The 24,256-nt window shown below is 40.3% G+C and carries 23 protein-coding genes; 12 read left to right on the top strand and 11 right to left on the bottom strand.

Going from position 1 to position 24,256, the window contains the following annotated elements; translation table 11 throughout:
• Positions 1–124 precede the first annotated feature (124 nt).
• From WAE64_RS10815 to WAE64_RS10790, 6 genes are all read right to left on the bottom strand, one after another.
• Positions 125–634, bottom strand: a complete 510-nt coding sequence (locus WAE64_RS10815; RefSeq protein ID WP_340236386.1) for an NADH-quinone oxidoreductase subunit B — start codon at positions 632–634, stop codon at positions 125–127.
• Positions 631–1,101, bottom strand: a complete 471-nt coding sequence (locus WAE64_RS10810) for an NADH-quinone oxidoreductase subunit A (RefSeq protein WP_340236385.1) — start codon at positions 1,099–1,101, stop codon at positions 631–633. The genes WAE64_RS10815 and WAE64_RS10810 overlap by 4 nt, the downstream gene beginning before the upstream one ends.
• A gap of 1 nt (position 1,102) precedes the next feature.
• A complete protein-coding gene (locus WAE64_RS10805) occupies positions 1,103–1,417 on the bottom strand; it encodes a rhodanese-like domain-containing protein (RefSeq protein ID WP_340236384.1) in 315 nt (104 codons plus the stop codon).
• A 49-nt stretch (positions 1,418–1,466) separates the two neighbouring features.
• Positions 1,467–3,287, bottom strand: a complete 1,821-nt coding sequence (locus WAE64_RS10800) for a T9SS type A sorting domain-containing protein (RefSeq protein ID WP_340236383.1) — start codon at positions 3,285–3,287, stop codon at positions 1,467–1,469.
• A 61-nt stretch (positions 3,288–3,348) separates the two neighbouring features.
• Entirely contained in the window at positions 3,349–4,128 is a 780-nt protein-coding gene (locus WAE64_RS10795) for a PASTA domain-containing protein (RefSeq protein WP_340236382.1), read from the bottom strand.
• Positions 4,129–4,229: 101 nt separating this feature from the next.
• On the bottom strand, positions 4,230–5,708 hold the full coding sequence (locus WAE64_RS10790) for a peptide MFS transporter (protein ID WP_340236381.1): 1,479 nt from the start codon (positions 5,706–5,708) through the stop codon (positions 4,230–4,232).
• Positions 5,709–6,311: 603 nt separating this feature from the next.
• Between WAE64_RS10790 and WAE64_RS10785 the strand changes: the two genes are divergently transcribed.
• From WAE64_RS10785 to WAE64_RS10760, 6 genes are all read left to right on the top strand, one after another.
• Positions 6,312–7,178 (top strand): dienelactone hydrolase family protein, encoded by an 867-nt coding sequence (locus WAE64_RS10785; RefSeq protein WP_340236380.1) that lies wholly within the window; start codon positions 6,312–6,314, stop codon positions 7,176–7,178.
• Positions 7,179–7,416: 238 nt separating this feature from the next.
• Entirely contained in the window at positions 7,417–7,929 is a 513-nt protein-coding gene (locus tag WAE64_RS10780) for a photosynthetic reaction center cytochrome c subunit family protein (RefSeq protein WP_340236379.1), read from the top strand.
• Between the two features lie 311 nt (positions 7,930–8,240).
• Entirely contained in the window at positions 8,241–8,612 is a 372-nt protein-coding gene (locus tag WAE64_RS10775; protein WP_340236378.1) for a BlaI/MecI/CopY family transcriptional regulator, read from the top strand.
• Between the two features lie 80 nt (positions 8,613–8,692).
• The gene (locus WAE64_RS10770) at positions 8,693–10,300 is read left to right on the top strand and encodes a M56 family metallopeptidase (protein ID WP_340236377.1); all 1,608 of its coding nucleotides are present in this window, start codon (positions 8,693–8,695) and stop codon (positions 10,298–10,300) included.
• A 346-nt stretch (positions 10,301–10,646) separates the two neighbouring features.
• On the top strand, positions 10,647–11,057 hold the full coding sequence (locus WAE64_RS10765; RefSeq protein WP_340236376.1) for an energy transducer TonB: 411 nt from the start codon (positions 10,647–10,649) through the stop codon (positions 11,055–11,057).
• Positions 11,057–12,910, top strand: coding sequence for a TonB family protein (locus tag WAE64_RS10760; RefSeq protein WP_340236375.1), 1,854 nt, complete (start codon positions 11,057–11,059; stop codon positions 12,908–12,910). The genes WAE64_RS10765 and WAE64_RS10760 overlap by 1 nt, the downstream gene beginning before the upstream one ends.
• On the opposite strand, the gene WAE64_RS10755 is transcribed toward WAE64_RS10760, so the two are convergent.
• Positions 12,907–14,697: an ABC transporter ATP-binding protein gene (locus WAE64_RS10755; protein ID WP_340236374.1), complete on the bottom strand. Its 1,791-nt coding sequence runs from the start codon at positions 14,695–14,697 to the stop codon at positions 12,907–12,909. The genes WAE64_RS10760 and WAE64_RS10755 overlap by 4 nt on opposite strands.
• 141 nt (positions 14,698–14,838) lie before the next feature.
• Here WAE64_RS10755 and WAE64_RS10750 point away from each other — a divergent pair, with 141 nt between their 5' ends.
• Positions 14,839–15,465: a peptidoglycan DD-metalloendopeptidase family protein gene (locus tag WAE64_RS10750; protein ID WP_340236373.1), complete on the top strand. Its 627-nt coding sequence runs from the start codon at positions 14,839–14,841 to the stop codon at positions 15,463–15,465.
• Between the two features lie 121 nt (positions 15,466–15,586).
• On the opposite strand, the gene WAE64_RS10745 is transcribed toward WAE64_RS10750, so the two are convergent.
• From WAE64_RS10745 to WAE64_RS10735, 3 genes are all read right to left on the bottom strand, one after another.
• On the bottom strand, positions 15,587–16,924 hold the full coding sequence (locus WAE64_RS10745) for an ABC transporter permease (RefSeq protein ID WP_340236372.1): 1,338 nt from the start codon (positions 16,922–16,924) through the stop codon (positions 15,587–15,589).
• A gap of 41 nt (positions 16,925–16,965) precedes the next feature.
• Positions 16,966–17,880, bottom strand: coding sequence for an ABC transporter ATP-binding protein (locus tag WAE64_RS10740; RefSeq protein ID WP_340236371.1), 915 nt, complete (start codon positions 17,878–17,880; stop codon positions 16,966–16,968).
• 180 nt (positions 17,881–18,060) lie between these two features.
• Complete coding sequence (locus WAE64_RS10735) at positions 18,061–18,489, bottom strand: hypothetical protein (protein ID WP_340236370.1); 429 nt, start codon at positions 18,487–18,489, stop codon at positions 18,061–18,063.
• A 200-nt stretch (positions 18,490–18,689) separates the two neighbouring features.
• On the opposite strand from WAE64_RS10735, the gene WAE64_RS10730 reads away from it, so the two are divergent.
• Positions 18,690–21,272, top strand: coding sequence for a penicillin-binding protein 1A (locus tag WAE64_RS10730; RefSeq protein ID WP_340236369.1), 2,583 nt, complete (start codon positions 18,690–18,692; stop codon positions 21,270–21,272).
• Between the two features lie 196 nt (positions 21,273–21,468).
• Entirely contained in the window at positions 21,469–21,819 is a 351-nt protein-coding gene (locus WAE64_RS10725; protein ID WP_340236368.1) for a LytR/AlgR family response regulator transcription factor, read from the top strand.
• On the opposite strand, the gene WAE64_RS10720 is transcribed toward WAE64_RS10725, so the two are convergent.
• Positions 21,820–22,251, bottom strand: coding sequence for a YybH family protein (locus tag WAE64_RS10720; protein ID WP_340236367.1), 432 nt, complete (start codon positions 22,249–22,251; stop codon positions 21,820–21,822).
• A 339-nt stretch (positions 22,252–22,590) separates the two neighbouring features.
• Between WAE64_RS10720 and WAE64_RS10715 the strand changes: the two genes are divergently transcribed.
• The 3 genes from WAE64_RS10715 to WAE64_RS10705 all read left to right on the top strand — a co-directional run bounded on the left by WAE64_RS10715 (position 22,591) and on the right by WAE64_RS10705 (position 24,101).
• Positions 22,591–22,719 (top strand): hypothetical protein, encoded by a 129-nt coding sequence (locus tag WAE64_RS10715; RefSeq protein WP_340236366.1) that lies wholly within the window; start codon positions 22,591–22,593, stop codon positions 22,717–22,719.
• Between the two features lie 177 nt (positions 22,720–22,896).
• Positions 22,897–23,766, top strand: a complete 870-nt coding sequence (locus tag WAE64_RS10710) for a diacylglycerol/lipid kinase family protein (RefSeq protein ID WP_340236365.1) — start codon at positions 22,897–22,899, stop codon at positions 23,764–23,766.
• Positions 23,763–24,101: a translation initiation factor gene (locus WAE64_RS10705; RefSeq protein WP_340236364.1), complete on the top strand. Its 339-nt coding sequence runs from the start codon at positions 23,763–23,765 to the stop codon at positions 24,099–24,101. The genes WAE64_RS10710 and WAE64_RS10705 overlap by 4 nt, the downstream gene beginning before the upstream one ends.
• Positions 24,102–24,256 lie beyond the last annotated feature (155 nt).

Below are 24,256 nucleotides of genomic sequence, written 5' to 3'. Positions count from 1 at the left end.
ATAGTGTTACAAATTATTTCGCAATATACTATTTTTCCAGGTGTTTTAGTGTAGAGCTATTTATAAAACAAAAGCGTGATGCAGGAAGACCTTACACCACGCTTTAAATTTATTTAGTTTTGTTTTAGTTTTTCAAATCAGCCAGTTTCTGGGTTTTGATTTTTTCCTGTAATTTCAGAATACCACCAATTAGTGCCTCGGGGCGTGGGGGGCAGCCTGGTACATATACATCAACAGGAATTACCCTGTCAACACCTTTTACTACATGATAGCCGTGTTCCCAGTAGGGGCCGCCACAATTAGAGCAACTCCCCATTGAAATAACGTATTTCGGGTCGGGCATTTGTTCGTACAAACGGCTGATTCTGTCGGCCATTTTAAAGGTAACTGTACCGGAAATTATCATCAGGTCGGAATGTCTCGGAGAGTTTCTTGGAAAAACCCCAAAACGCTCTAAATCATAACCAGAGGCATAGGTGGCCATCATTTCAATGGCGCAGCAAGCCAGACCAAAACCCATAGGCCAGATAGAATTGGCTCTTGCCCAATTGGCGAGTTCGTCGAGCGAGGTGAGAATTACTTCGCTTTCGCCTGTTTTTATATGTACGTCTTTTTCAAGAGAGTCGAAATTCATTTTTCTGCGTACTTTTTATTCACATTTTCGTACATATTCATCGGCACCTTGCTTTTGAATTTAGGCCCTTTTACTTCTGGTTTTACCCACTCAAGATGCCCTTTGGCCCATACATAGGCTAGTCCTAAAGCCAGTACCACAATAAATATCAGCATTTCGGCCAGTGTAAACCAGCCCCATTGCCCGTTGGTTTGTTCTATAAACTCTTTGTTGCCAAATACTGTAGACCACGGAAACATAAAAACCAGCTCTACATCAAACAAGATGAAAACCAACGCAACAATATAAAACCTGACATTGAACCGTATATTGGCATTACCAATAGGAGCTTCGCCAGACTCATAGGTGCTTAGTTTTTCTTCGGTTGGCTTTTTAGGGCGCAATAACCACGAAATACCAAATACCAGCATCAAAGCTACTGCTGCAAAAATCAGCGCCAATAAAACTATACCAAAGTCAGATAACATATTATTGATTTTCTAATTCACGGTAGGCCAGTATGCCACCTAAAACATTGTGTACGTCTTCAAAGCCTTGCGAAATAAGAAATGCTTTGGCTTTGCCACTGCGTGCACCACTACGGCAATGTATATAAATAGGTTGGCCTTTCAGCTCTTCAAGTTCGTCGAGTCTTTCAGGTACTTCGCCCAGGGGTATAAGTTTTGCGCCAAGATTATCGTCTTCATACTCATAATCTTCACGTACATCTATCAGATTAATAGGCTTTTCGCTTTCGAGCATTTCTTTCAATTGCTCTACGGTAATATCATAATTCTTGTCCATTAGTATATTAGTTTTTCAAATGTGTAATAACAATAGCGGTACTATTTCTCTAATTCACAACCACAATCTTATGAATTAAATTCTTTCTACCGTCAGAAAAGTTTACAAAATACGTATTAGTAGGCAAATGTGCAATATTCAGTTCCTGTCCGTCAACATTCTTTGATAAAACTTCATGGCCCCTTACATCAAAAATACTGATATGTTTTATACCAACTACATTCCATTTAAGCATTCCTGAGGTAGGGTTAGGGTACACCACCAGTTTCTGGCCGAATGGCTCTTCGTTTGCCAGTGGGTCGCCGGGGCCTTCTGTGCTGCCGCCTGCCGGCTTGGTGGCTATTACGGGTCGCACCATCAGGCTGCCTTTCACCGAAGTATTAGGCATCCATTCGGTGCCGTTATTATAAAATATCCTGTCGGCAAATTGAGGGGTGTTTTTATCGACACCTACGGCAATTACTTCTTGTGTAACTTTGGTCCAGGCTACATAAAAAGTATCCTTTACAGCGATATTCTGGTTTAACAGATACTCTTCAAAATGATTTACTTCTGTGCCATATTTTACTCTTATTGATTGTTGATGTAGTGTTTTGCCGGGTTTGCCTTTATCACTCTCCAGAATCTGTAATAAAAAGTACTGCCCTCCTGAGGATAAGGTATCTTTCAGATATGGATTGTTGAAATACGGGCTGAAATTGAATCTTACTGCCCCAATGCTGTCAGGCTTGCTTAGTATGTACTGAACCGCTACTTTGCCTAGCGTCTGGTCGAAATCGGCGCCTACTTCGGCAGTTCCATCATCATAAGCATAAAAATCGTCCAGAATTGTGTAAGTCGAAATTGAGTCATTTACGCTCAGGTCGTAGCCGGGTAAATTTGGCTGAACATTGTCGGAAGTAGTAATATTAAGCTGAAACTTAAGAATGGCTTTATCGGCGCCGAAATCGGTAATTACCGGAGGTGTAAACTGCCTTATACCCGTAATGCGTGGCGGTAAATTACCAAACGAAGGAGCGGGGGCATCGTAGTAAACTCTGCCCGATACAATATCGCTTACTTTCCAGGCATAGGGTGTAAAATCACCATCGTTCTGCAAGTTAAATATTTCGGCTTTAAGTGTCTCATTTACTTCTGTAGCCGGATTTACCAGATATTGGCGCATTGGCATAGCTGTATAACGCCGCAGATATGCCGAGGTAAACTTGGTACAGGCTATGTCTTTAGAATGAATATCGTTCTGATTACGGTTTTTGTTCAGATAAATATAATCGATGTGCCATGTATCAAACGCTCCTGATTGTCGGCCTTTGGCTTCGAATCTGAACTGAAAATTGGCATGAAAAAAAGAGGTATCTTTAATAGCAAGCATTTCTTGCTTGAAGTTATCGCTTAATATACTGCCGTGTTGTTTCCAGACAGGTATCCATCTCTTTTGACTGTTCAGAAAAGATACCATCAGGGTGTCGTCGTCGTCAGGTAAATCGCCTAAGCCTCTGGCTTGCCAGAAAAAACTCAGGTAGAGCGAATCAGCAGGTTGCAGCGTAGCCAGGCTCATAGGTTGTGAGGTAAGGGTATCTGTACCACCATAAGCTAACTGATTAACACCATTATATGGAATCCCCAATGAACTGCGGCCATCAAAAGTAGCCACAAATTTACTGGGCTGATTTATCGGAAACGAATTGTTGACGATAGTACCGCCGTTAATCCAGAGTTTGGGGTCAGGATTAGTGCCTATGGTAGTTGAGAAGTCTTCAAAAAAAGGTAGTTGAACTGTTTGGCCACTAGCAATTTTTATTGAAAGAAACAGCAATAAAATAACAGACCTGCAAATGATTACAGGTCTGTTGTCTGAAATAAAATTCATATAAAAAAAAGTCTTTTGCACTGTTGTTTGGCTATTAAAGCTTTGGCATAAAAATAGAAGTCTAATTATCAGAAGCGTTAGGGTCGGTACCTGCTACGTCTACATCGATAACGTCGCCGACACGTATTTTATTTCCTTGTGCTGCCGGTCTTTGTCTTACAATTGTACCGTCTGGAGTGCCATCTATTGGGCCAACATAATGCAGCGTTATGGAAAGATTTTGCCCAGAGGTCAGAATTTCGGCTTCATCAGAAGCCATTCCTACCAGATTCGGCACTTCAATCATCTGGTCGCCCAGGCCATCACCTAACACAAGCGTTACTTTCGAGCCCTTTGGTACACTCGAGCCCGGCGTAACCTCCCGTCCATCAACCTTTATTTTTAATACAGAGTTGTCTTCAATTGCCGGAATATACTCAGGGTCGCCGGCTACAAGCCCATTGCTTAGCAACTGATTTTTAGCACTTGATAGCGAGCGTTTCAGAATATCAGGAATCTTTACCATCGGTGCGGTTTCTGACACAATAGTAAGGTAAACCTTGCGGCCTTCTTTTACGCTAGAGCCTGCTTTCGGAAACTGCGTAAGAATAGTGAGTGGCCTTGCACCTGCTACAAACGTACAATCGCTCACTTCGTAGTCAAGGTCACGGTCGTCGAGTGCTTTTTCCATTTCTTCCATACTCATCCCTTTCAGTTCAGGAACGGTAATCGATTGTCCATGATTAGTGCTCCATGGAAGATAAAGAAAGAAAAAGCTAAAGAATAGTATCAGAAAGATAGCTAAAATGATACCAATATGCGTAAAAATATCGGCGCGTGAACTTGTACTAAATTTTGCCATTTGTATAGGTTTGCATTCAGAATTCTATAACACAAGCAAGGCTTGATTTATTATAGAATCAATGCAAAAAAAAGGGATTTATTGGAAATTACAAAGACTTTTTATTTTATACCGCCTGTCCAGTTTTTCAATGGCTTCTGAAGTATCAACAGAATTGCACCTACAATAAGACAGAACCACACAATGCTCATAAACATATCAGGCATTTGTTGAATGCTTTCTTCATCAAAACCACCTGCAAACAAGCCTGCAAACAAGTTGCCTAAGGCCGTAGCCACAAACCATACACCCATTAGCTGGCTCAGGTATTGTTTTGGTGCCAATTTGGTATATGCACTCAGGCCTACCGGGCTAAGGCATAACTCGCCAATGGTATGGAAAATATAAGTAAATGTAAGCACAAAAGCTGAGGCTTTTAAACCTTGCACGGCTACTTTTGCACCTATTACCATTATATAATAGCCCAATGCTACAAAAAACAAGGCAATGCCAAATTTTACGAGCAAAGGCGGGTTTATTTTACGTTTTTCAAGAAATACCCACACACCACCAACCATAGGGGCAAAAAGCAGGATAAAGAAGGCGTTGTAGTTCTGAAACCATGTTGAAGGCATACCAAACGGAAGTTCAGAGTGGCGGTCGGCAAAGATTTGTAAAGATGAACCTTGTTGCTCAAAACCTGCCCAGAACAATACTGCTCCCCAGAAAAGAATAAACAGAATAGCCACTCTTTTCATTTCGATTTTAGATAAGCCCGACGCAAACAACAAGTTGGCAAAGTAGATTAATACAACCGCCACACATATAACACCCATTGATGTTGCTACAGCTTTTTTGCTATCCCAGGCAAAAGTGCCATTTACTTGCATTACAACAAAGAATATGATTAGGGCCGCTAGGAGTATCCAGGTAAGTGGTTGCACTTTGGTTGGAACGCTGCTTTCTTTCTTTGCTTGTTTGGCTTTCGGGTATAATCCTTTATCTTTCAGGTATGGTGTTGCAAAAATGCGGTAATTGATAAGCCCCAGAAACATGGCTATTGCTGCTGCCCCGAAACCGTAGTGCCAGCCAACTTTTTGACCCAGATAACCTACAATAGTAATACCCAGAAAAGAACCAAGGTTGATACCCATATAAAAAATAGAAAAGGCGGCATCACGTACGGCGCCACCTTCAGGATATAGTTCACTTACAATTGAGCTGATGTTTGGCTTTAGTAAGCCTGTGCCGATAGCTACCAGTGCTAAACCTAAGAAGAATACGGCCTGTGTAGACGGAAACGCCAGCACAATGTGCCCCACCATAATGGTTATGCCGCCATACCAAATTGCTTTGCGTTGCCCTAAAACATTATCGGCAAGCCACCCACCGGGTAAGGATAATAAATAAACCGAAAAAGTGTATAAACCATAGGTAGCACCGCCTTCGCCCTCGTTTAATCCTAAGCCTCCTTTGGTTTTATCTAGTAAAAAGAGTAGTAAGATGGCACGCATTCCGTAGTACGAAAAACGCTCCCACATTTCGGTAAAAAATAATACAAACAGCCCCCTTGGGTGTCCAAACAATGTTTTGTCGCTCATTAGGTTTAGAGTTTAGATGAATCTACAACAGATAAATTTGACCTTAGTAATCAGAAATTTATCGTAAGTAACGCATAATTTGCGCAAATTTATGTAATAGTGAGCAAAAAACTTCAATTCTGGGCCTAATTGTAGACCAAAAGCCATTTAAAATCCCCCAAAACATAACATAAATAAGTCGGTTTAGCAGATAGATAAGAGCGTATAAGAAATGTTGAAAATTTTTAGCGAAGTTTCGCTGAAATTGCTTGTTTCGCATTATTTGAATCTGTACTTTTGTGACATCATACTCCTTGTTAATACGTTAGCCATTTAGTGATTTTGCCATTGAGAAAAGATATTTATAACAAGGGCGCAGTATGCACAAGCCCAAAAGGCATATGTTTTAAGGTTTAATTTTGCTTAGAATAAAAAATAGAAAGGCCCCGCTTTTAGTGGGGCTTGTTTTTTATATGTGTAGTAACATATAATTTAAAGGCATCTGGTTGATTACTATGTAGATTTCGTATATTGGTGCCGTATTTAACTCAATCCACATTAAAATCTTTAACAAAACAACTGCTTTTGTGTTTTATCTGTTGAACTCTTAACAATATTCTAGCAATGATTAAATCAATTATCACGTTTCAGGCATTCTTATTGAGTATCTGGGCTTTTGTGTCGGTAAACAAAGCCAGCGAAACTACTTCGGTATCAAACATTACGGTTTGTCACACTTTGCCTGCCGATGGCATGAAACAATTTGCCCTCGACCCTGCCTTTCAGGCCCTGCACCCTGCGCCACTGCCATTGAGCTATGCCGCCACAGGGAAAGACATCACTTTTAAAACACCTGATGGCACCGATGCCAAAGGCTATTTTATTAAGGCCAAAGGCAATAGCAACAAATGGTTGTTTGTGTATCAGGAATGGTGGGGGCTAAACGACTACATCAAACGTGAAGCCGACACTTACTACAAAGATTTGGGCGAAAACGTAAACGTATTGGCACTAGATATGTATGACGGCAAAGTAACCAGCAACCCACAAGAAGCAGGTAAGATTATGTCGGAAACCAACGATGCCCGCCTTGAGAACATCGTAAAAGGTGGCATGGCTTATGCAGGCAAAAATGCAAAAATTGCCAACGTTGGCTGGTGTTTTGGTGGTGGGTGGTCGTTGCGCTCTGCTTTGTTGGGTGGCACGCAAACAATAGGCTCGGTAATGTATTATGGTATGCCTGTGCGAGACGTAGAACAATTGAAAAAACTGAACAGCGATGTATTAGGCTTATTTGCCACAGAAACACGTATTTCGAAAGAAGTGATTGAAGAATTTGATGCAAATATGAAAGCAGCAGGAAAAAAACTTACCTATAAGATATTTGATGGCGTGCACGGTTTTGCGAATCCGAGCAATCCGAAATATGATGAAGCACTGGCAAAAGAGGCTTATGCTATGTCGCTGGCTTACCTGAAAAAGAAATTTTAATTCGGGTTATCAGTTAAAATCTGATTTTTTATATAACTTTCAGCCTAAGAGTATGTCTGAATTTATTCTTCTGACCGAAAAGAACAGATTTTTTGATTATACAAGACGCATTTTGCAGATGTAGCCAGCAGCTACATCGAAAAAAGGCAACGAAGTATAGACAAAAAAGATGTCTTTGTAGGTCGAATAATAAGTTCAGACATACTCTATACTACGACTCTAAATATTATTTACATCTATGAAATTACTAATTCCTGTTTTATTTGTCATTATTGGCATTTCTTCGTTTGTGTCTATCAGTTCGAACACTAAAAAAGACAACACGGTTATTGCCTGGAAAGATACAATGATGGCCGACCGTGAAAAGTATCTTAAACTTTATCGTGACTCAATCAGCGGTAAAGAGAACGAGCCAGCCGAAGCGGTTTTCAAGAATATCAAGGTACTGAAAGGGAAATCGACAGAGCAGGTGTTGAGCATAATGAATAGCTGGGGGCACGCCTTGGGTGTAACCTGTAAGTTTTGCCACGACTTGAACGATTTTGCCTCAGAAAAGCCCCGCCATTTCAACCAGACCCGTGAAATGTTTGATATGACAAACCAATTGAACAGAGAAATACTGGCAAATCTGAAAACTTTCCGCCAGCCTGTAGTAATGGGTTGTATCTCTTGCCACAACGAAATGAAAGAGCCACCGCACGATGGCCCGAAAGTACAAGGCAATGGCGCACGCCCTAGACCGAGGAATTAAGTTTGTATTTGAAAAGAAGACCTATTTAAAGTTTTCTTTATATAAATAGTCTTTATAGACCCCATCCCCAACCCTTCCCCAACAATGGGGAAGGGGGCAAAAGTCTCTCTCCCTACTGTTGGGGAGAGGGATTTAGGGAGTGGGGTTTTCTTGGTTTTATGCAATTTGTTGTTTTAGCTTCTTTAACCCATACCATTTTTTTTTGCTTTTGTACAAAAAAAACTATGCGAATAGTTTTGAAACTAAAAATTTAGTTATACATTTGTTTCATATTAGGCCTATACATAAATTCATTTAATCGAAAAAAATACATGGAACTCAGAGAATTGACCCGTGCGGAAGAGGAAGTAATGCAAATATTATGGAATCGTGAACCCGCCTTTGTAAAAGATATTCTTGAAGAATTTCCAGAGCCTCGCCCTGCTTACAATACGGTTTCAACTATTGTGCGTATTCTGGAGCAGAAAGGTTTTATTGGGCACAAAGCCTATGGTAAAACGCATGAATATTTCTCGCTTGTGAGTAAAGAAGAATATAAATCTTTTGCTACCGGAAAACTCATGGAAGGGTATTTTGAGAATTCGGTTGAAGAAATGTTTTCGTTTTTTGTAAGAGAAAAGAAAATTGATGTACAAGAAGCTGACGAGATTCTGAAACTGATTGAAAAAATGAAAAAGCAATAGTTTGAGGCTGTATAAACAGCTTATTACAGGTAATTTTAAACAAGTATTGTTCATGAATAACTTTTAATGTCTGTGGTTATATGAGTGTACTATTCTACCTTCTGAAAGTAAATCTTATATTGCTTGCTTTCTACGCTTTTTACTGGGTGTTTCTACGTAAAAATACTTTTTTTCAAGCAAACCGTTTCTATTTGCTGCTATCGGTGGTGGTGTCATTTCTGATGCCTCTCATGAAAATAAGACACAATTACACATTCTTGCAGCCACTTCCGGTAACGCTGAATGAGATACCTAGCGAAACCATAAAGGAAACGGTTTTTCAGCCTGTTTTACAAAACAGCTCTGAGCTAGCCTTTAACTGGATGGACGTTGTAGCAGCTATTTACCTTGCAGGGGTAGTTGTATTTAGCCTTAAGTTTGTGATTGCGCTTGTAAAAATTTATGTCTTATTACGCAACAGCGAACCAATCGATAAATCAGAAACACGTTCGGGGCGAGAGTATTGGTTGTTACGCACCAATAAGGCGTTTTCGTCGTACTCGTTCTTTAATTTTCTGATTCTCAATAAAGAAGATATATTCTATAACCGGAATATGATTACTGACCACGAAGAGGTACACATAAGCCAAGGGCATAGCTGGGATATATTTCTGCTTGAGATTGTAAGTATTTTCTGCTGGTTTAACCCGATACTCAGTTTGTATAAAACTGCACTTACACGCCTGCACGAGTTTATTGCTGATAGCATAATAGAAGGTGACGAAAAAGTGCCTTATGCGCAGTTTTTGTTTGCGTATAATTTCAAAGCAAATGCTACGCCACTCGGTAGCGATTTCTTTAAAGACTCATTGCTGAAAGAGCGGATTCAGATGATGATGAAAAAACGGAGCCCGCTGTGGATGATTAGCAAATACATATTTATTGTGCCATTGGTGGTGTGCATGGGCTACTTTGTAATGGCACAAGATGTAAGACGAATACAAGATGCCGATTTGCTACCTGCCGAATTTAAAGGTGGTATGAGGGCTTTTGAAGAATATTTTGCCGGGCATTTTCAGTATCCTGCCGGAGAAAGACTAGAAGGCGATATTTATGCTTCGTTTGTGGTGAATACAGATGGTGAACTAACCGAGATGTCGATAGATAAAGGTTTACGCCCTGATTATAACAGCAAAGTGGCCAATGTTTTATGGGATATGCCTTACTGGACACCTGCTGAAAGAAGAAAGAAACCTGTTGAGTCAAGGGTTTTTCTGAGAATAACACTGGGCAAATCTTACGGAATTATTGCTAACCAGAGCGAGATAGACCCTGCCTTTAAGGGAGTACTGGTAGTTGATGGAAATGTGATAAACTCGGATAAAAGCCTTTATCGTGATGAATATTACCAACTTTTAGAGAATACCCAATCATTAAAAAATAACATAAGTAGCAGCGTAAGTCTGAGAGGAGAAAATCAGGCATTAATTGATAAATATGGAAAGCAAGCCAAGTTTGGCGTTGATTTCTGGATGACCGAAAAGCCTATGCTATTTATATTTAATCAGGAAGAACAAGTAACTGAAAATATGGCAACCAGCTTTAGGGTAGACGATGCTACAATTGAAATATTAGCACCACGGGAAGCAAAGAAGAAATATGGTGAAAAGGGCAAAAACGGTGCTATTGTTATAAGCAATAATTACTGAGTAATTACTGAGTTTCAAAGGTTAAGAGTTTTTGGGAATAACAAAAAAACGCAAATTACGTAGAGACGTATTGCGATCGCGCGGCGAACCGTACGTCTCCTGTCGTATGATATGTTTTGCGCCATAAAATAGATAAATATCTAAAGTTTCAAGACATTTAACACGTATTTCGTTCAAGAAGCTAGATATACCCTTGAGCCGTACGGTTCGCCGCGCGATTGCAATACGGCTCTACAAAAAATACAATTTTATACCATTACTTTATTGAAAAAGCTTTTACTGAAAAAAAACGTAAATGTTCAACTTACTTAAAAAATTGACTTAAAACTTAAACTTTAAAAACATTATGAAAAAGCTATTTTGTATTCTAACAATTTCTTTGTTTGCTGTGACTATTTCTTTTGCTCAAAAGACCGATAAAAGTAAAGATGTGTTTGAGCAGGTAGACGTTGTGCCGGAGTTTCCGGGTGGTATGCCTGCTATGTTTGATTTTATAGGTAAAAACCTTAAATACCCTAAAGAAGCTGTTAAGAAGAATATTCAGGGTAAGGTACTTATTAAATTGATTATTGAAGAAGACGGAAGTATCAGCGAAACTGCTATTGCGAAAAGCCTGGGCTATGGCTGCGACGAAGAGGTAACTCGGGTTGTGAAAGCTATGCCTAAGTGGTCGCCGGGCAGAAAAGATAATCAGCTGGTACGTACGTCGTTCGTATTGCCGATTATGTTTGCGTTGGATAGGAAATCATCAAAATAATGGACTTTTTATTTTATCTCGTTCAGGTAAATCTGTACTTATTACTCTTTTACTCTTTTTACAGACTCGTACTTTTTGGCGAAACTTTTCACAATCTGAATAGAGTCTATTTGGTTGTATCAGCCTTATTGTCGTTCGGTATACCCTTATGGTATTCCGAGTATGTACAGTCATGGTTTATTACACAGGAAATCAACGAGGTGTTTTATACACTCTACAACCCCTCATTGATTCTGATTCGGCCAACAAAGGGTACCAGTTTTACCTGGGCAGATATTTTAGAAGGGCTATACATTATTGGTATCAGTATCTGTACAATTCGTTTGATCATCACACTATCACAACTGATACTGGTACTAAAAAACAAAGATTTCGAGAAGTTTACGGCCTTTTCATTTTTTGGCTACAGTTTTGTTGACGAAACGCTCAAGAAAAGAGATACTATTCTGGCACATGAGCACGTGCATATTCAACAATTGCACTCGGCCGATGTAATGATTTTTGAGGTAATAGCCATTCTGAACTGGTTTAATCCGGTAGTGTATCTGTACAAAAAAGATATTAAACACATACACGAATTTATTGCCGACGATATTGCCTCAAAAAATGAAAGCTCAAAGGTAGACTACGCTATGTTGCTCTTTACGCAAGAATTTGGCCTGCAACCTGACCAGCTAACCAATCGCTTCTTTACGCATTCAACGCTAAAGCGCCGTATTCAGATGCTTAGCAAGCCTCGTTCAAATAAAATTATGTTGCTGAAATACGGCTTATCGGTGCCTTTGTTTATACTCATGCTTGTGCTCTCGTCGGCCACCATTGCTAAAAACGATGTGCTCGAATTAGTAGAAGGGAAGTTAGCAGGCTTAAAAGATGGGCCTGTAGATTTTACAACAAAGTTAGATACCCGCACTCTCGATGAAATTAAAGCACAAACAGGCATTTATATACACGGCAAAGTAACAGCCGAAGGTGGAAAACCATTGTTGCGGGCCGTAGTTGAGGCTGGCAATAATGTATCTACCACCGATACCGACGGGCAGTACGAAATAAATGCCTTGAAAGGAGATACTCTGAGGTTTTATGCCGAAGGATATGAAAATGCTAGTGTGGTAGTAGCAGATAAAAGCCTGATTAACGTCAGCCTGAAAAAGACGCCAACGCTGGTATTAACACCAAAACCGGATAATGTGTTGGGAATGGTTATGGCTGAGCCAGTAGCGCAGGAAAAAGAAGTAGATAATCAGGAAGTATTTACGACTGTGGAAGAAAACCCGAGTTTTCCGGGAGGAGTAAAGGCACTTTTTGCCTTTGTAGGTAGAAACCTGAAATACCCTATTGCGGCACAAGAAGCCAATGTGTCTGGTAAAGTATTTGTGAAATTTGTTGTGCGGAAAGACGGGGCAGTTAGCGACATAAAGGTATTGCAAGGTATCGGTTTTGGCTGTGATGAAGAAACCGTGCGTGTAATTGCACAAATGCCCAAATGGAACCCCGGCAAACAAAACGGAAAGCCTGTGAATGTGTACTTTACAATGCCTGTCAATTTTGTGATTGAAGAGCACGCCAGGCAAGCGAAGGCACCTGCTAACTTATTGGCAAAGATAAACCCGCCTCAAAATACCGAAATCAGATTCAGAGGGATAAACGACCCATTGGTGATTCTTGATGGAACTGAGGTTCAATTGGCCTCAATCAAAGAAATCTCAGCAAAGGATATAGAAAAGATTGATGTATTGAAAGGCGAAGCCGCAACCAGATTATATGGCACAAAGGCCCTTAATGGTGTTGTACTGATTACCACCGAAAAATCTTCCAACACAGAGCTTAAATTATTACAGAGTAAAGATTAAGAATCTGGCGTTTCGTTTTTTGGTATCAGGTGTTCCTGATGCTTCCATAGTTCCTGAAAAACAGCACTGTTTTCTTTCAGATGCTTGAATGTGCCCTCGTCTATAATCCGGCCGTCTTGCAGAATATACACATAGTCGAATTTTGTGAGTAAGTGCAGGCGGTGCAAGGTCGATAGCACAGCTTTATCTTTAAATTCCTTAAATAGCTTGTTGTAAATCTGTACTTCGGTTTTAGGGTCAACGCTGCTGGTTGGTTCGTCGAGTAATACAATTTCGCTAAGGCGTGCAGCTAATACACCCCTTGCTAATGCCAGACGTTGCTTTTGCCCGCCTGATAAATTCACACCTTTTTCTTGAATATTTGATTCCAGACCTTTCGGCAAATGGCTTATTACATCTTTAAAGTGGGCAGTTTCGCTCACCTTTATTATTTCTTCGTCTTCAAAAGGCAAGCCGAGTGTAATATTGTAGGCAATTGTATTCTCAAATATTTCGGGTTCTTGCGGAAAAAGCGTGATGGTTTCAGAGATAATATCCAACGAGTCATAGGCTTCTCCATCAATCGAAACCTTTACGTTTGGTTGGGCATCGTACAAGCCTCGTAAAAGAGCCAATAAGGTACTTTTGCCACTACCACTTTCACCGATAAAGGCTATTTTCTTACCCTTTTCAATCATTATACTCAGGTTGTGCAGACTATGGGCAGTTTTGCCTTCTTCATAAATAGCATTATGAGAAAAATTAAGCCCAGAAATTGAAATTTTCTTCCAGTTTTCGGGCAGTTCTGTTACGGCATCAGGGCGGTGGTTTTCTCTGTATGCATCGCCAATGCTTCTGGCAGTTTGTACGTCTGTATTGTATTGTACAATATTTGTGTACTGCCACGCTACATCATGAAACACGCTGGTAAACTGAATAACATAGCCTAAGAGCGTAATTAAACCACCTATATAAAAGGGTTGGTCGGGTTTCCAGTTCTGGTACACATAGCCAATAGCAATTACACAGTAAATAATAGTTACGAGGGTATCAGCCACAAACCATTTCCATTCGTTGATGCGCACATTGCGGCGGAAAGGCGGTAGCACTTCTTTTACTTTTTGCATCAGGCTTGACTCCATTCTTTTCTCCAGACGCAGTGTAATTACAGTGATGATGTTCGAGAGGCTATCAAAAAGTGTCGATGAAACTACGTGTTCTTTTTCATTGGTTTCATCAAGGGCTTTAATAAAAGGTTTATCGAATCTGAAAATCACCCATATAGTAAGTAAACCCAGCAAAATGCCAATACCGCCAAACAAAGGCGAAAAATAGAGCATGGCGCCAAACGAAAACACAAATTTTGAAATAGCATGCAAAAACATGAAACCATCCTGAAAGAAATGTTTTAGGGCTTCGTAAGCCTTGCGGATACGGTTTATGGTTGAACCACTGTGGTTATCCTGATGCCAGCGAATAGGTAAATGGAGTGTCTGATGATATAATTCGTCAAGAAAGTTTCGGCTTAGATTAAAAGCTAAATCTCGCTCCATGATACGGGCAGGGCCATGAAATGCCCATTCGAGCAGTTTCAGCAATAAAAATAAACCCGCATAGAGTAAAACGCTATTCCATATTTGTGAGCTATCACGCTGAATACTGTCTACAAACCAGCCATACAAAAGCGGATTAAGCGCCGCCGCAACGTTGGCCATAATGAAAAGCCCATAAATGAAGACATATTTACTTTTTTCTTGACGAGCGTATTTCCAGGCAGTGCGGAGTAGCGAAATGTAAGGATTGTTCATAGGTTAATGCAAAAAACTATGCAAAGGACGCTATTTTTTAGCATATTTTTCCAGAAATGCTATTATAATTGTGTGAAATAAGCTTGCTTGGCTTATTCTTGAATAATGAATAAAATAGTATGATAAACCCGCTTTGAAAAAATGTCCAGAGTAGTAGATATTGATAAATTTATAAAACTTGATTTCACAGCCAACAATCAGGAATTAGAAGCGCTCGACTTGGTAGATACTGCCAGTTTTTCGACCTATGTATTTAATAAGATTTATGCGGCTGGAGCAAAGATGGGCATAGGCGGCTATATGGAAAATAGGGTTATTTATCGCCGAAGCGAGCATTTTTCAGTAGACAATGAAGTAAAAAGAAACATTCATCTAGGTATTGATTTATGGGCGGTGGCAGGTACGCCTGTTTATGCGCCACTTGCTGGCAAGGTGCATAGTTTTAGGAATAATGCCAACTTTGGCGATTATGGCCCAACGATTATTCTGGAACATAGCTATGAGGGCAAGCCTCTTTATACGCTTTACGGGCATTTATCTTTGGGCTCTTTAGATGGGCTTTATGAAGGGAAAATTATAAAAGCCGGAGAGAAAATTGCTGAAATAGGAGATTATCCCGTTAATGGAGATTGGCCACCGCACCTGCATTTTCAGGTAATGACCGATATGCTTGGTATGCATGGCGATTTTCCCGGTGTCTGTGCGGAGTCGGACAAAGAGAAGTTTGCCAAGATATGTTTGAATCCTGATTTTTTGTTGGGGTTGTGAAGGAAGAAGCTTAGTAAATAAAGACCCCATCCCCGACCCTTCCCCAACAGTGGGGAAGGGAGCTTAAAGTCCCTCTCCCCACTGTTGGGGAGAGGGGTTGGGGTGTGGGGTTTTCAATATCTTACCCCTTATAAAAAATCCATTTACCGATTTCTTTTAGGGTTGGTTTTTTACCAAACATCAAGATACCTACACGATAAATACGGGCTGCTATCCAGGTTGTGCCTATGAAACCGCCTGTAAGAAGCACCATCGACAAGATGATTTGCCAGGTTGGTACACCAAACGGAATACGCACCATCATGATAACCGGAGAAGTCAATGGAATCATTGATGTCCAGAATGCCAGTGGGCCATCTGGTTCACGAATCACAAACTGGGCAATGGCAATAGAGAAAATAATGGGCAGCGTTATGGGGAGCATAAACTGCTGCACGTCGGTTTCGCTATCTACGGCCGAGCCAATGGCGCCAAACAGGGCACTATAAAGCAAGTATCCACCCAAAAAATAGAACATAAAACAAGCAATAATTGTAACCCAAGGCAAAGTGTCTACGGCTTTCATTATTTTGCCATATACGCCGCCGCCACTTTTTGTTTCTTTACTTACCTGTTTTTCTATTTCTTGTGCTTGTGGCATATTTTTTACCTGCTCAAGGCGTTGTTCTGGTGAGCCGGCAAATTTTTCGCCAAACACCGCAGTTGCGGCAGTAGTAATGGCAAAAGAGAGTACAATCCAGAGTGCAAATTGTGTTAAGCCAACTAAAGCAACACCAATTATTTTACCCATCATTAACTCAAATGGCTTGATAGACGAGATAATTACCTCTACAATACGGTTTGTTTTCTCTTCCATTACGCTACGCATTACCTGCACACCAAAAATGAACACGGTCATGTAGATAAGAAACGCACAAATGTAGCCTATTACGGTAGCAGCCACCGAGCTGTTGCTTTTTTCGCCTTCGTCGCTCAAACTGATGGTTTCGCTGTTTACATTCATTTTGGCATCTTCTAATACCTTTTGTGTAATACCGGCTTCGGTCAGTTTAATGGTTTCAATCTCGCTTTCTATGTTTTTTTCTATACCTCTTTGCAACTCAAGCGAAAGACTTTTTTGTGAAAATATCTTTACACCTTTCGGATTATCCATGATGTCGTTCGGAATGTAAACAAGGGCGTCGTTACCGCTCTTTGCAAAATCCTTTTTGGCATCATTTAACGACTGACCCGAGAAACTGTAGGCTAGTTCAGCCGTATTCTTGAATTTATCTTTAAATAAATTACTTTCATCTATTACTTCCACCTTTTTCAGGCTGGTTGAAGACATGGCCGTCCAGCCGATGAAGCCATAAAAGGCGCCAATCAAGAGTGGCCCGAGGATTGTCATTACGATGAATGATTTTTTGCGGACTCTGGTGAGGTACTCTCTTTTTAGAACAAGGAAAATATTTTTCATTATAATCTATGCTTGTTTAGAAGAATGGAAATCTAAATCTTTTACTGTGGAATTTCATTGACTGCTGCAATGAAAATATCGTTCATACTCGGGATATTCTCTCCGAAAGTGCGCACTTCTACTTTATCAATCAATTGTTTTATTAACTGATTGGCATGTACTTCCGGTTTCAGTTTAATTGTCGATTTCTTATAATTATCTTCAATAGTTTCGGTTTTTACAATGTCGAAATCTTCAAATTCGCCGCTTAAATCGCCCAGATACTCTACTTTGTAGGTATGCGTTTTAAATTGCTCTTTGATTTGTTTCTTGGGGCCATCAAGCACTTTACGAGACTTGTTAATAAGCGCAACGTTATCGCACAGTTCTTCAACCGATTCCATGCGGTGGGTTGAGAAAATGATTGTTGTGCCTTTTTTCTTTAGTTCCAGAATCTCGTCTTTTATCAGATTGGCATTGATAGGGTCAAAACCAGAGAAGGGCTCATCAAGAATTATCAGTTGTGGCTCGTGCAATACAGTAGCTACAAACTGAATCTTCTGCTGCATACCTTTCGAAAGGTCTTCAACGTTTTTGGTCCACCAGGTTTTTATGTCAAACTTAATAAACCATTCTTTTAGTTTTTCCATTGCCTGTTTTTCTGATAGCCCCTTTAGCTGTGCCAGATACAGCAATTGCTCACCGACTTTCATTTTTTTATAAAGTCCACGCTCTTCAGGCAGGTAACCAATTTCTCTGATGTGATCGGGTTGCAGTTTTTGTCCATCAAGTAAAACATAACCTTCATCAGGCCCTGTAATCTGATTGATGATACGAATGAGGGAGGTTTTCCCGGCACCATTTGGCCCAAGCAGACCAAAGATTACGCCTTTGGGAACATTGATACTTACATCGTTGAGAGCCGTATGCTGGGCATAGCGTTTCACAACATTGTGTACTTCAAGAATGTTATTCACGGTTGTTCGTTAGTTGGTTTAGTGCTTCAAATTAAATGGTCTTATCAAAAGTACTAAAGAAATCTATATAAATGGCCTTATAGATGCATGAAAGGCAGAAAACTTGAGAAATCTTATTAGAAGATACAAAAAAATCGGGAGCTGCCAGCTCCCGATTCAGAATATAATTTTAATTAATTTTTATTTATAGTATTCTCTTATCTGAAACAGAAAATAGCCCGAGATAAGAAAAGTAATGATGGCATCGATGAAATTGAGGTATAGAATATCGGCCAGTAAGAATAATAAAAAAGCATAATAAGCCCATACCCAGCCCTCACGTTTGCGGTCAAAGAGCCCTTTGATAGAAAGTAAGCTGCAAATTAAGCCTGCTGTTGTTAAGAGCATACCAACCGACCATAGCGGGTGCGCGGTAAAGGCTGTAAATAAGGTGCCAAATGCCGTTAGCCCAATAGCAAAAATGTATAAAGGCACTAGCAGCACAATAATCCAGGGAGTTATCTTAACAATAAAGTCTTTCCACTCGGTAGGTAATTGAAACGGAATGGTTTTTGTAAAAAGAGGTAGTATCTCTTTTTCTAATGGTTTGTCAGCAGGTATTAAGTTCATGAAAATTAATTGGGATTGGTAATGTAAATAATAGTTTCGGTATAAATATATATACTTAAAGCAATTGTAGGGGGTTTTGTTTACCAATTAAAGCCAGTTTTTTTACTAAATGGTAATTAGCCTAAAAAACCTTTCAACTTTTTTTGATTATTTGCTACAGAATCGAGTTATTTGTTGGGTTTTCGGCGAAAAATTTAAATATGGAAGAAAAAAACAGCATAAGTTCTATCAAACAATTCTGGAATAACGCTACAACAAAGATAAGCGACGCATGGGGGTGGTTTTTAGACCAGATTTATCTGATTTTATGTAAGATATTTGGTGCAAAAAGAGTGGAGCTGGTATTCATATCTTTCTATAAGGTCATTGACAAAATAACGGGGGCCTTCAGAGCCAGGTTTGACACCGAGGGCGAATACTTCACTATTATCAGGGGTATCTACCGATTCGGTGTCAGGGTGTTAATTTTTGTTTTCTTCTATTGGTTTTGTATCGAAACCAATTTTTTGTGGTTATGTGGTGGCATGCCGAGTATCGAGCAACTCACAAACCCTAAAATTGCGCAGTCATCAACCATTTATTCGAACGATGGCGTTGAGCTGGGCAAATTCTTCACAGAAAACAGACAAACTATTGATAGCGCCCAGATGTCGCCCTGGCTATTTAAAGCACTTATTTCAACAGAAGATAAACGCTTCTTTGAGCATTCAGGCATCGATTTGCAATCGATGGTTGGTGTGGCCGTAGGTATTTTTAAAGGCGGCGACCGTGGCGGTGGAAGCACTATTTCGCAGCAGTTGGCCAAAAACCTGTATAATACCCGCCGTAGCGAAATGAAGGGTTTGCTTTATTATATTCCGGTTGTAAGCACCATTATTTATAAGACAAAAGAATGGCTTACCGCAATAAGACTCGAGCAACGCTTTACTAAAGGCGAGATTCTGACTATGTATCTGAATACGGTTGATTACGGGAATAATGCTTATGGTATCCGTACAGCCTCGCTTACGTATTTCAGCAAAGAGCCTGATAAGCTAAACCCCGAAGAAGCAGCGGTGTTGGTGGGCCTACAAAAAGGTACTACGCTTTATAACCCTATCCGAAATCCGAAAAATGCGCTTAAGCGCCGCAATACTGTTTTGCAATTGATGGCTAAAAATGGCGATCTTACGCAACAACAGGCCGACGAACTAAGCAAAACCGATATAAAACTTGATGTAAATACAGAAGTTGACGAAGATAGCAGAGGAAACTATTTCAAAACGGCATTGGCACGTTTTGTTCAGAAATGGGCCGAAACCAACGAAATAGATATAAATCTTTATAAAGATGGCTTGAAGATATATACAACCATCGACTCGAAAATGCAGGATTATGGCGAAAAGGCCGTGTCGGGGCACATGAGACGCCTACAAAAGATTTTTGACCAGGAATGGAAAGGCCGTAACCCCTGGATTTATGAAAACGGCCAAGAGATAATAGGCTATATTGATACCGTAGCCAAACGTACACCCATTTATAAAAAACTAGCCCAGAAGTTTAAAAACAACCCTGACTCGATACATTATTATATGTACGAAAAAAAGAAAATGACAAAGGTGTTTGTTTGGGGTAAAGACGGGGCATCGTCGGAAGAAGTTTTGATGAGCCCGATTGATTCGATAATTCATTACAAAAAGATATTACAAACCGGTATGATGGCCATGGACCCATATACGGGTTATATCAAAACATGGGTAGGGGGTATAGACTACGATTATTTCAAATATGACCACGTGCGCCAGGGACGCCGCCAGCCGGGCTCAACCTTTAAGCCTATTTTGTATTGTGCTGCTATTGATGGGCCGCTGAATCTTTCGCCATGCGACAGACGCACCGACCAGCCATTTAAAAAAGAATGGATAGAAAAAGGTGAGCCTAAAGTATGGGAACCTAAAAACGCCGATGGTGTATTTACTTATGCCAGCATGACACTCCGCAGGGCTATGGCTCGCTCTATCAACTCTATTGCAGCTCAATTATCTGACGAAGTGAGACCAGCCACTGTAGTAGAATATGGCCGTAAGCTAGGAATTACCACACCGCTCGATCCTGTTTTGTCGATAGGTTTAGGGTCGTCTGATGTTTCGTTGTATGAATTAGTAAGTGCTTATGGTGTATTTGCCAATGGCGGCGAGCACGTAGAACCCATATTGGTATCAAAAATTGAAGATGCCAAAGGAAAAGTAATATATGAGGCCGAAGTAAAAAAACGACAGGCAATCAGCCCTGAGTCGGCCTTTTTGATGCAGTATATGTTGCGTGGTGGGGTTGAAGAAGCGGGCGGCACTTCGCAAGGCTTGTGGGAATACGCCAGTGCTTTGTTTGGCAATGGCGGGCAAGCAGGGGGCAAAACAGGTACAACCTCTAATTACTCTGATGCATGGTATATGGGCTTTACCAAAGACCTGGTGTGTGGCGTATGGGTAGGCGGCGACGACCGCAGTATTCACTTCCGTACACGTATGGGAGAGGGCTCTCGCTCGGCATTGCCTATTTTTGGTAAGTTTATGCAAAGTGTATATACCGATAAAACGCTGGGCTATAAGCCGGGACCATTCCCCAAGCCAGGTGTGCCAATCAAGAAAAATTATCAGAATTGCGGTGGCGACATAGGCGGAATTATGGCTGCCGATACAACCACCACGAGCTTAGATTCGTCTAATACTATTCAGCAAGAAATTATCTCTTTCCCACCGAAAGAGCAATCTAACAAAGATACGACCGGGAAAAACAATCGTTAAAGAAAGCATTGAATAAATAAAAATGGCGTTTTTGAAGTTTATTTAGCCTCAAAAACGCCATTTCTTATTTGCGGGGGGGTAATTCTAAAGGCTTCTGAAAAGTTTGTAAAAAATCTTATAAAAAAAATCAAACCATTACAACTATTATATGCAATTGGGAGTCAATACTTTTAAATGACTAAAACTCTCAATTCTAATGGAAGCAAAACTATTTAAAAACGGACCGATTAAATTAGCCGGAAAAAAGAAAGTAAACCCTGCTGAGGTGCTTTTTATGAAAGCTGATGTAAACTATACAGAAGTATTTTTACAAGACGGCGAACGATTGATTGTTTCGAAAACTTTGAAAGAGCTCGAAAAAAGATTTGTGAACTATAATTTCTTCCGCACGCATAAGTCGTACATGGTAAATCTGAAATACGTAACGGGGTATCAGATACACGAAGGCCTACTGGTAAAAGTACAAGACGAGCACCATGTAAGCCTTTCGCGCCGCAGAAAAGAGGTTTTTCTGGATACTGTATCTAAATATATGAAAGCAAGCTAATTAACTTGTGTGGTCAGAAACGATGAGCCATTTGCCACCAATTTTTTTCAATATAAGTGTAAAGAATCCACCAGCATCTCCCTTTTCCGGACGAGTCAGATGCCATTTACCCAAGACCCAACAAGTAGTAGGCGAATGAAAGTCTGTTTTCTGAATATCAAACTTTAATGTACCCATCGTGGCAAGGTCAGGGTAGGTTTTATTGTATCTTTCGAGCGTAGCTTTCCAACCATAAATAACCCCGTTCTTGCCAATAAACATCAACGAGTCAGATTTCCAGTAGTCTTCCATAAAGGCTTTAATATCGCCTTTATTCCAGTTCTCATTCTGGCGAGCTAATACTTTTAATACTTCCTGGCGGTCGTTGGCTTTCTGAGCAAATGTCTGTGTGAATACTGATAAACAAAATACTGCAATAATTAAGGTTCTCATTCTGGTTGTTTTTATTATAAAGTTTAGTGATTCTGAAATGTGCGGTTTGCCTTAGAAAAATAAAGATATTGTAATTTTTTGGTTTTCGATTGTTTTCACCGAATGAATTCGGTGACTAAAGTAACAATGGAACATTTTTAGTATTTTAAAGCGGACTTAAGCCCGCTTATGTAAGAAAAATACCTTTGTTATCTTAGGCGGCGATCGCAACGGCGCACCGTTAATTTTTATGTTTTTAAAGATAGAAAACTCGAAAGCAAATATGCTTTTGGCAGAACACGCAACGAAATCGATAAAAAAGGTAGAATCTATTTTTAGGTAAACATGGGCATTAAGCTAGTGAAAATAGAAATTCTACCCGATAATAACACAAGAACCCTGATAATGAGTGATTTGCTGTATGATTCTCCGGCACAAGCCGATACGCTCAGGTATCATTATTCATATTTTTCTTCTGCTAAGGATTGAGAGTGAGGGATACCAACAAGATGATATTCTGCACAAATAGAAATGAATTTATTTAACACAAGGACTTCCTTTAACAAGCACTAATTCAATTTTTCCGAAAACCTCTGCCTTAAATCTCGAAATCTTGTTTCTATCAACTACTTTTGGGAAATTATTCATTACGAATTTATATTATTTGTGAGCAAGCAAGAAATCTGGTTTGTAGTTAATCCTTTTTCGGGCAGAAAGAAAAATCATCAGGCAATTGTTGACCTGATTGAGGCCAGATTAGATAAAAAGAAATATCAGGCCAGAGTTATTCCGACCAAAGCCGCAGGCCACGCCACCGAACTAGCTTATGAGGCATCGGAAAAAAAAGTGCCTTATATAGTAGCCATGGGAGGCGACGGCACCGTAAACGAAATCGCCAAGGCTCTGATTGGCAGCAAAACCGCTTTGGGTATTATGCCGATGGGCTCAGGCAATGGCTTGGCCCGAGAATTAGGGATTCCGATGAAGCCCAAAGAGGTAATAGAGAAACTGAATACGGCCAGCGTACAACAGATAGATACTTGTTATGTAAACGATATTCCGTTTTTTTGTACAGCAGGTGTAGGCTTTGATGCCCATTGTGCCGATGTTTTTTCGAAGCTAAAAGGTCGAGGACTGCTTAATTATGTGCGGGTAGGTTTGCAGGAATTCTGGGCTTATAAGCCTTTAAAATGTAGTTTTGGGGGCAATAATTATGAGGCATTCAGTATTACTTTTGGTAATGCACGCCAGTTTGGTAACAATGCTTTTATTACCCCAATTGCCAGCATAACCGATGGCTTTATAGATTGTACTTTGCTAAACCCAATGCCGCTTTGGGAAGTACCCTTTGTGATTACTAAATTATTCAATAAAACTATTCATGAGTCGTCGTATGCCGAGGTGTACAGAAGTACGCAGTTTAAACTAAAAGGTTCAGAAAAACTGTTGATACACTATGATGGCGAGCCGCTAAGACTAGATACCGACGAGCTAAAGATAAGTATTCGTGAAAAAAGCCTGCGTGTAATGATATGAAAAATAAAAAACAACGTGAAGGAGTTGTGTACTCAACCAACCCTGATTTTGAATTTAATTTCGGCGATGATTTAGAAGTTGAAACCCTTGCGCCTCAGCAGCAAAACTTGAAAATATGGCTTGACCGCAAAGGCGGCAACAAGGTTGTGAGTAGGGTAGAAGGCATTATTGCCAAAGACGACGACCTGCAAGCGTTAAGAAAAAAACTTCAAAATCTATGCGGAAGCGGCGGCACAGCCAAAGACGGTGAAATCCTGCTTCAAGGCGACCATCGGGATAAAATACTGGCCTTTTTGTTGAAAGAAGGCTACAAAGCAAAGAAAGCAGGCGGTTGATTCCCCCTGCTTTCTTCATTTTCTACCCTATTCTAATACCCTCTGCTAATTATTCCCCTCTGCCCCATGCCCTCTGCCCCATACCCTCTGCCCCATACCCTCTGCTCCATGCCCTCTGTTCCGTGCTCTCTGCCCAAAGCCACCAACTTTTAAGG

Source organism: Emticicia soli, from assembly GCF_037860775.1.
GTDB lineage: Bacteria > Bacteroidota > Bacteroidia > Cytophagales > Spirosomataceae > Emticicia > Emticicia soli.
Note: the sequence above shows the minus strand (reverse complement) of the source record. Positions and strands in the feature narration are given on the sequence as shown.

Coding starts and splice junctions, on each gene's coding strand:
- WAE64_RS10815 (WP_340236386.1), bottom strand. CDS start 634: ATGAATTTCGACTCTCTTGAAAAAGACGTACATATAAAAACAGGCGAA.
- WAE64_RS10810 (WP_340236385.1), bottom strand. CDS start 1,101: ATGTTATCTGACTTTGGTATAGTTTTATTGGCGCTGATTTTTGCAGCA.
- WAE64_RS10805 (WP_340236384.1), bottom strand. CDS start 1,417: ATGGACAAGAATTATGATATTACCGTAGAGCAATTGAAAGAAATGCTC.
- WAE64_RS10800 (WP_340236383.1), bottom strand. CDS start 3,287: ATGAATTTTATTTCAGACAACAGACCTGTAATCATTTGCAGGTCTGTT.
- WAE64_RS10795 (WP_340236382.1), bottom strand. CDS start 4,128: ATGGCAAAATTTAGTACAAGTTCACGCGCCGATATTTTTACGCATATT.
- WAE64_RS10790 (WP_340236381.1), bottom strand. CDS start 5,708: ATGAGCGACAAAACATTGTTTGGACACCCAAGGGGGCTGTTTGTATTA.
- WAE64_RS10785 (WP_340236380.1), top strand. CDS start 6,312: ATGATTAAATCAATTATCACGTTTCAGGCATTCTTATTGAGTATCTGG.
- WAE64_RS10780 (WP_340236379.1), top strand. CDS start 7,417: ATGAAATTACTAATTCCTGTTTTATTTGTCATTATTGGCATTTCTTCG.
- WAE64_RS10775 (WP_340236378.1), top strand. CDS start 8,241: ATGGAACTCAGAGAATTGACCCGTGCGGAAGAGGAAGTAATGCAAATA.
- WAE64_RS10770 (WP_340236377.1), top strand. CDS start 8,693: ATGAGTGTACTATTCTACCTTCTGAAAGTAAATCTTATATTGCTTGCT.
- WAE64_RS10765 (WP_340236376.1), top strand. CDS start 10,647: ATGAAAAAGCTATTTTGTATTCTAACAATTTCTTTGTTTGCTGTGACT.
- WAE64_RS10760 (WP_340236375.1), top strand. CDS start 11,057: ATGGACTTTTTATTTTATCTCGTTCAGGTAAATCTGTACTTATTACTC.
- WAE64_RS10755 (WP_340236374.1), bottom strand. CDS start 14,697: ATGAACAATCCTTACATTTCGCTACTCCGCACTGCCTGGAAATACGCT.
- WAE64_RS10750 (WP_340236373.1), top strand. CDS start 14,839: ATGTCCAGAGTAGTAGATATTGATAAATTTATAAAACTTGATTTCACA.
- WAE64_RS10745 (WP_340236372.1), bottom strand. CDS start 16,924: ATGAAAAATATTTTCCTTGTTCTAAAAAGAGAGTACCTCACCAGAGTC.
- WAE64_RS10735 (WP_340236370.1), bottom strand. CDS start 18,489: ATGAACTTAATACCTGCTGACAAACCATTAGAAAAAGAGATACTACCT.
- WAE64_RS10730 (WP_340236369.1), top strand. CDS start 18,690: ATGGAAGAAAAAAACAGCATAAGTTCTATCAAACAATTCTGGAATAAC.
- WAE64_RS10725 (WP_340236368.1), top strand. CDS start 21,469: ATGGAAGCAAAACTATTTAAAAACGGACCGATTAAATTAGCCGGAAAA.
- WAE64_RS10720 (WP_340236367.1), bottom strand. CDS start 22,251: ATGAGAACCTTAATTATTGCAGTATTTTGTTTATCAGTATTCACACAG.
- WAE64_RS10705 (WP_340236364.1), top strand. CDS start 23,763: ATGAAAAATAAAAAACAACGTGAAGGAGTTGTGTACTCAACCAACCCT.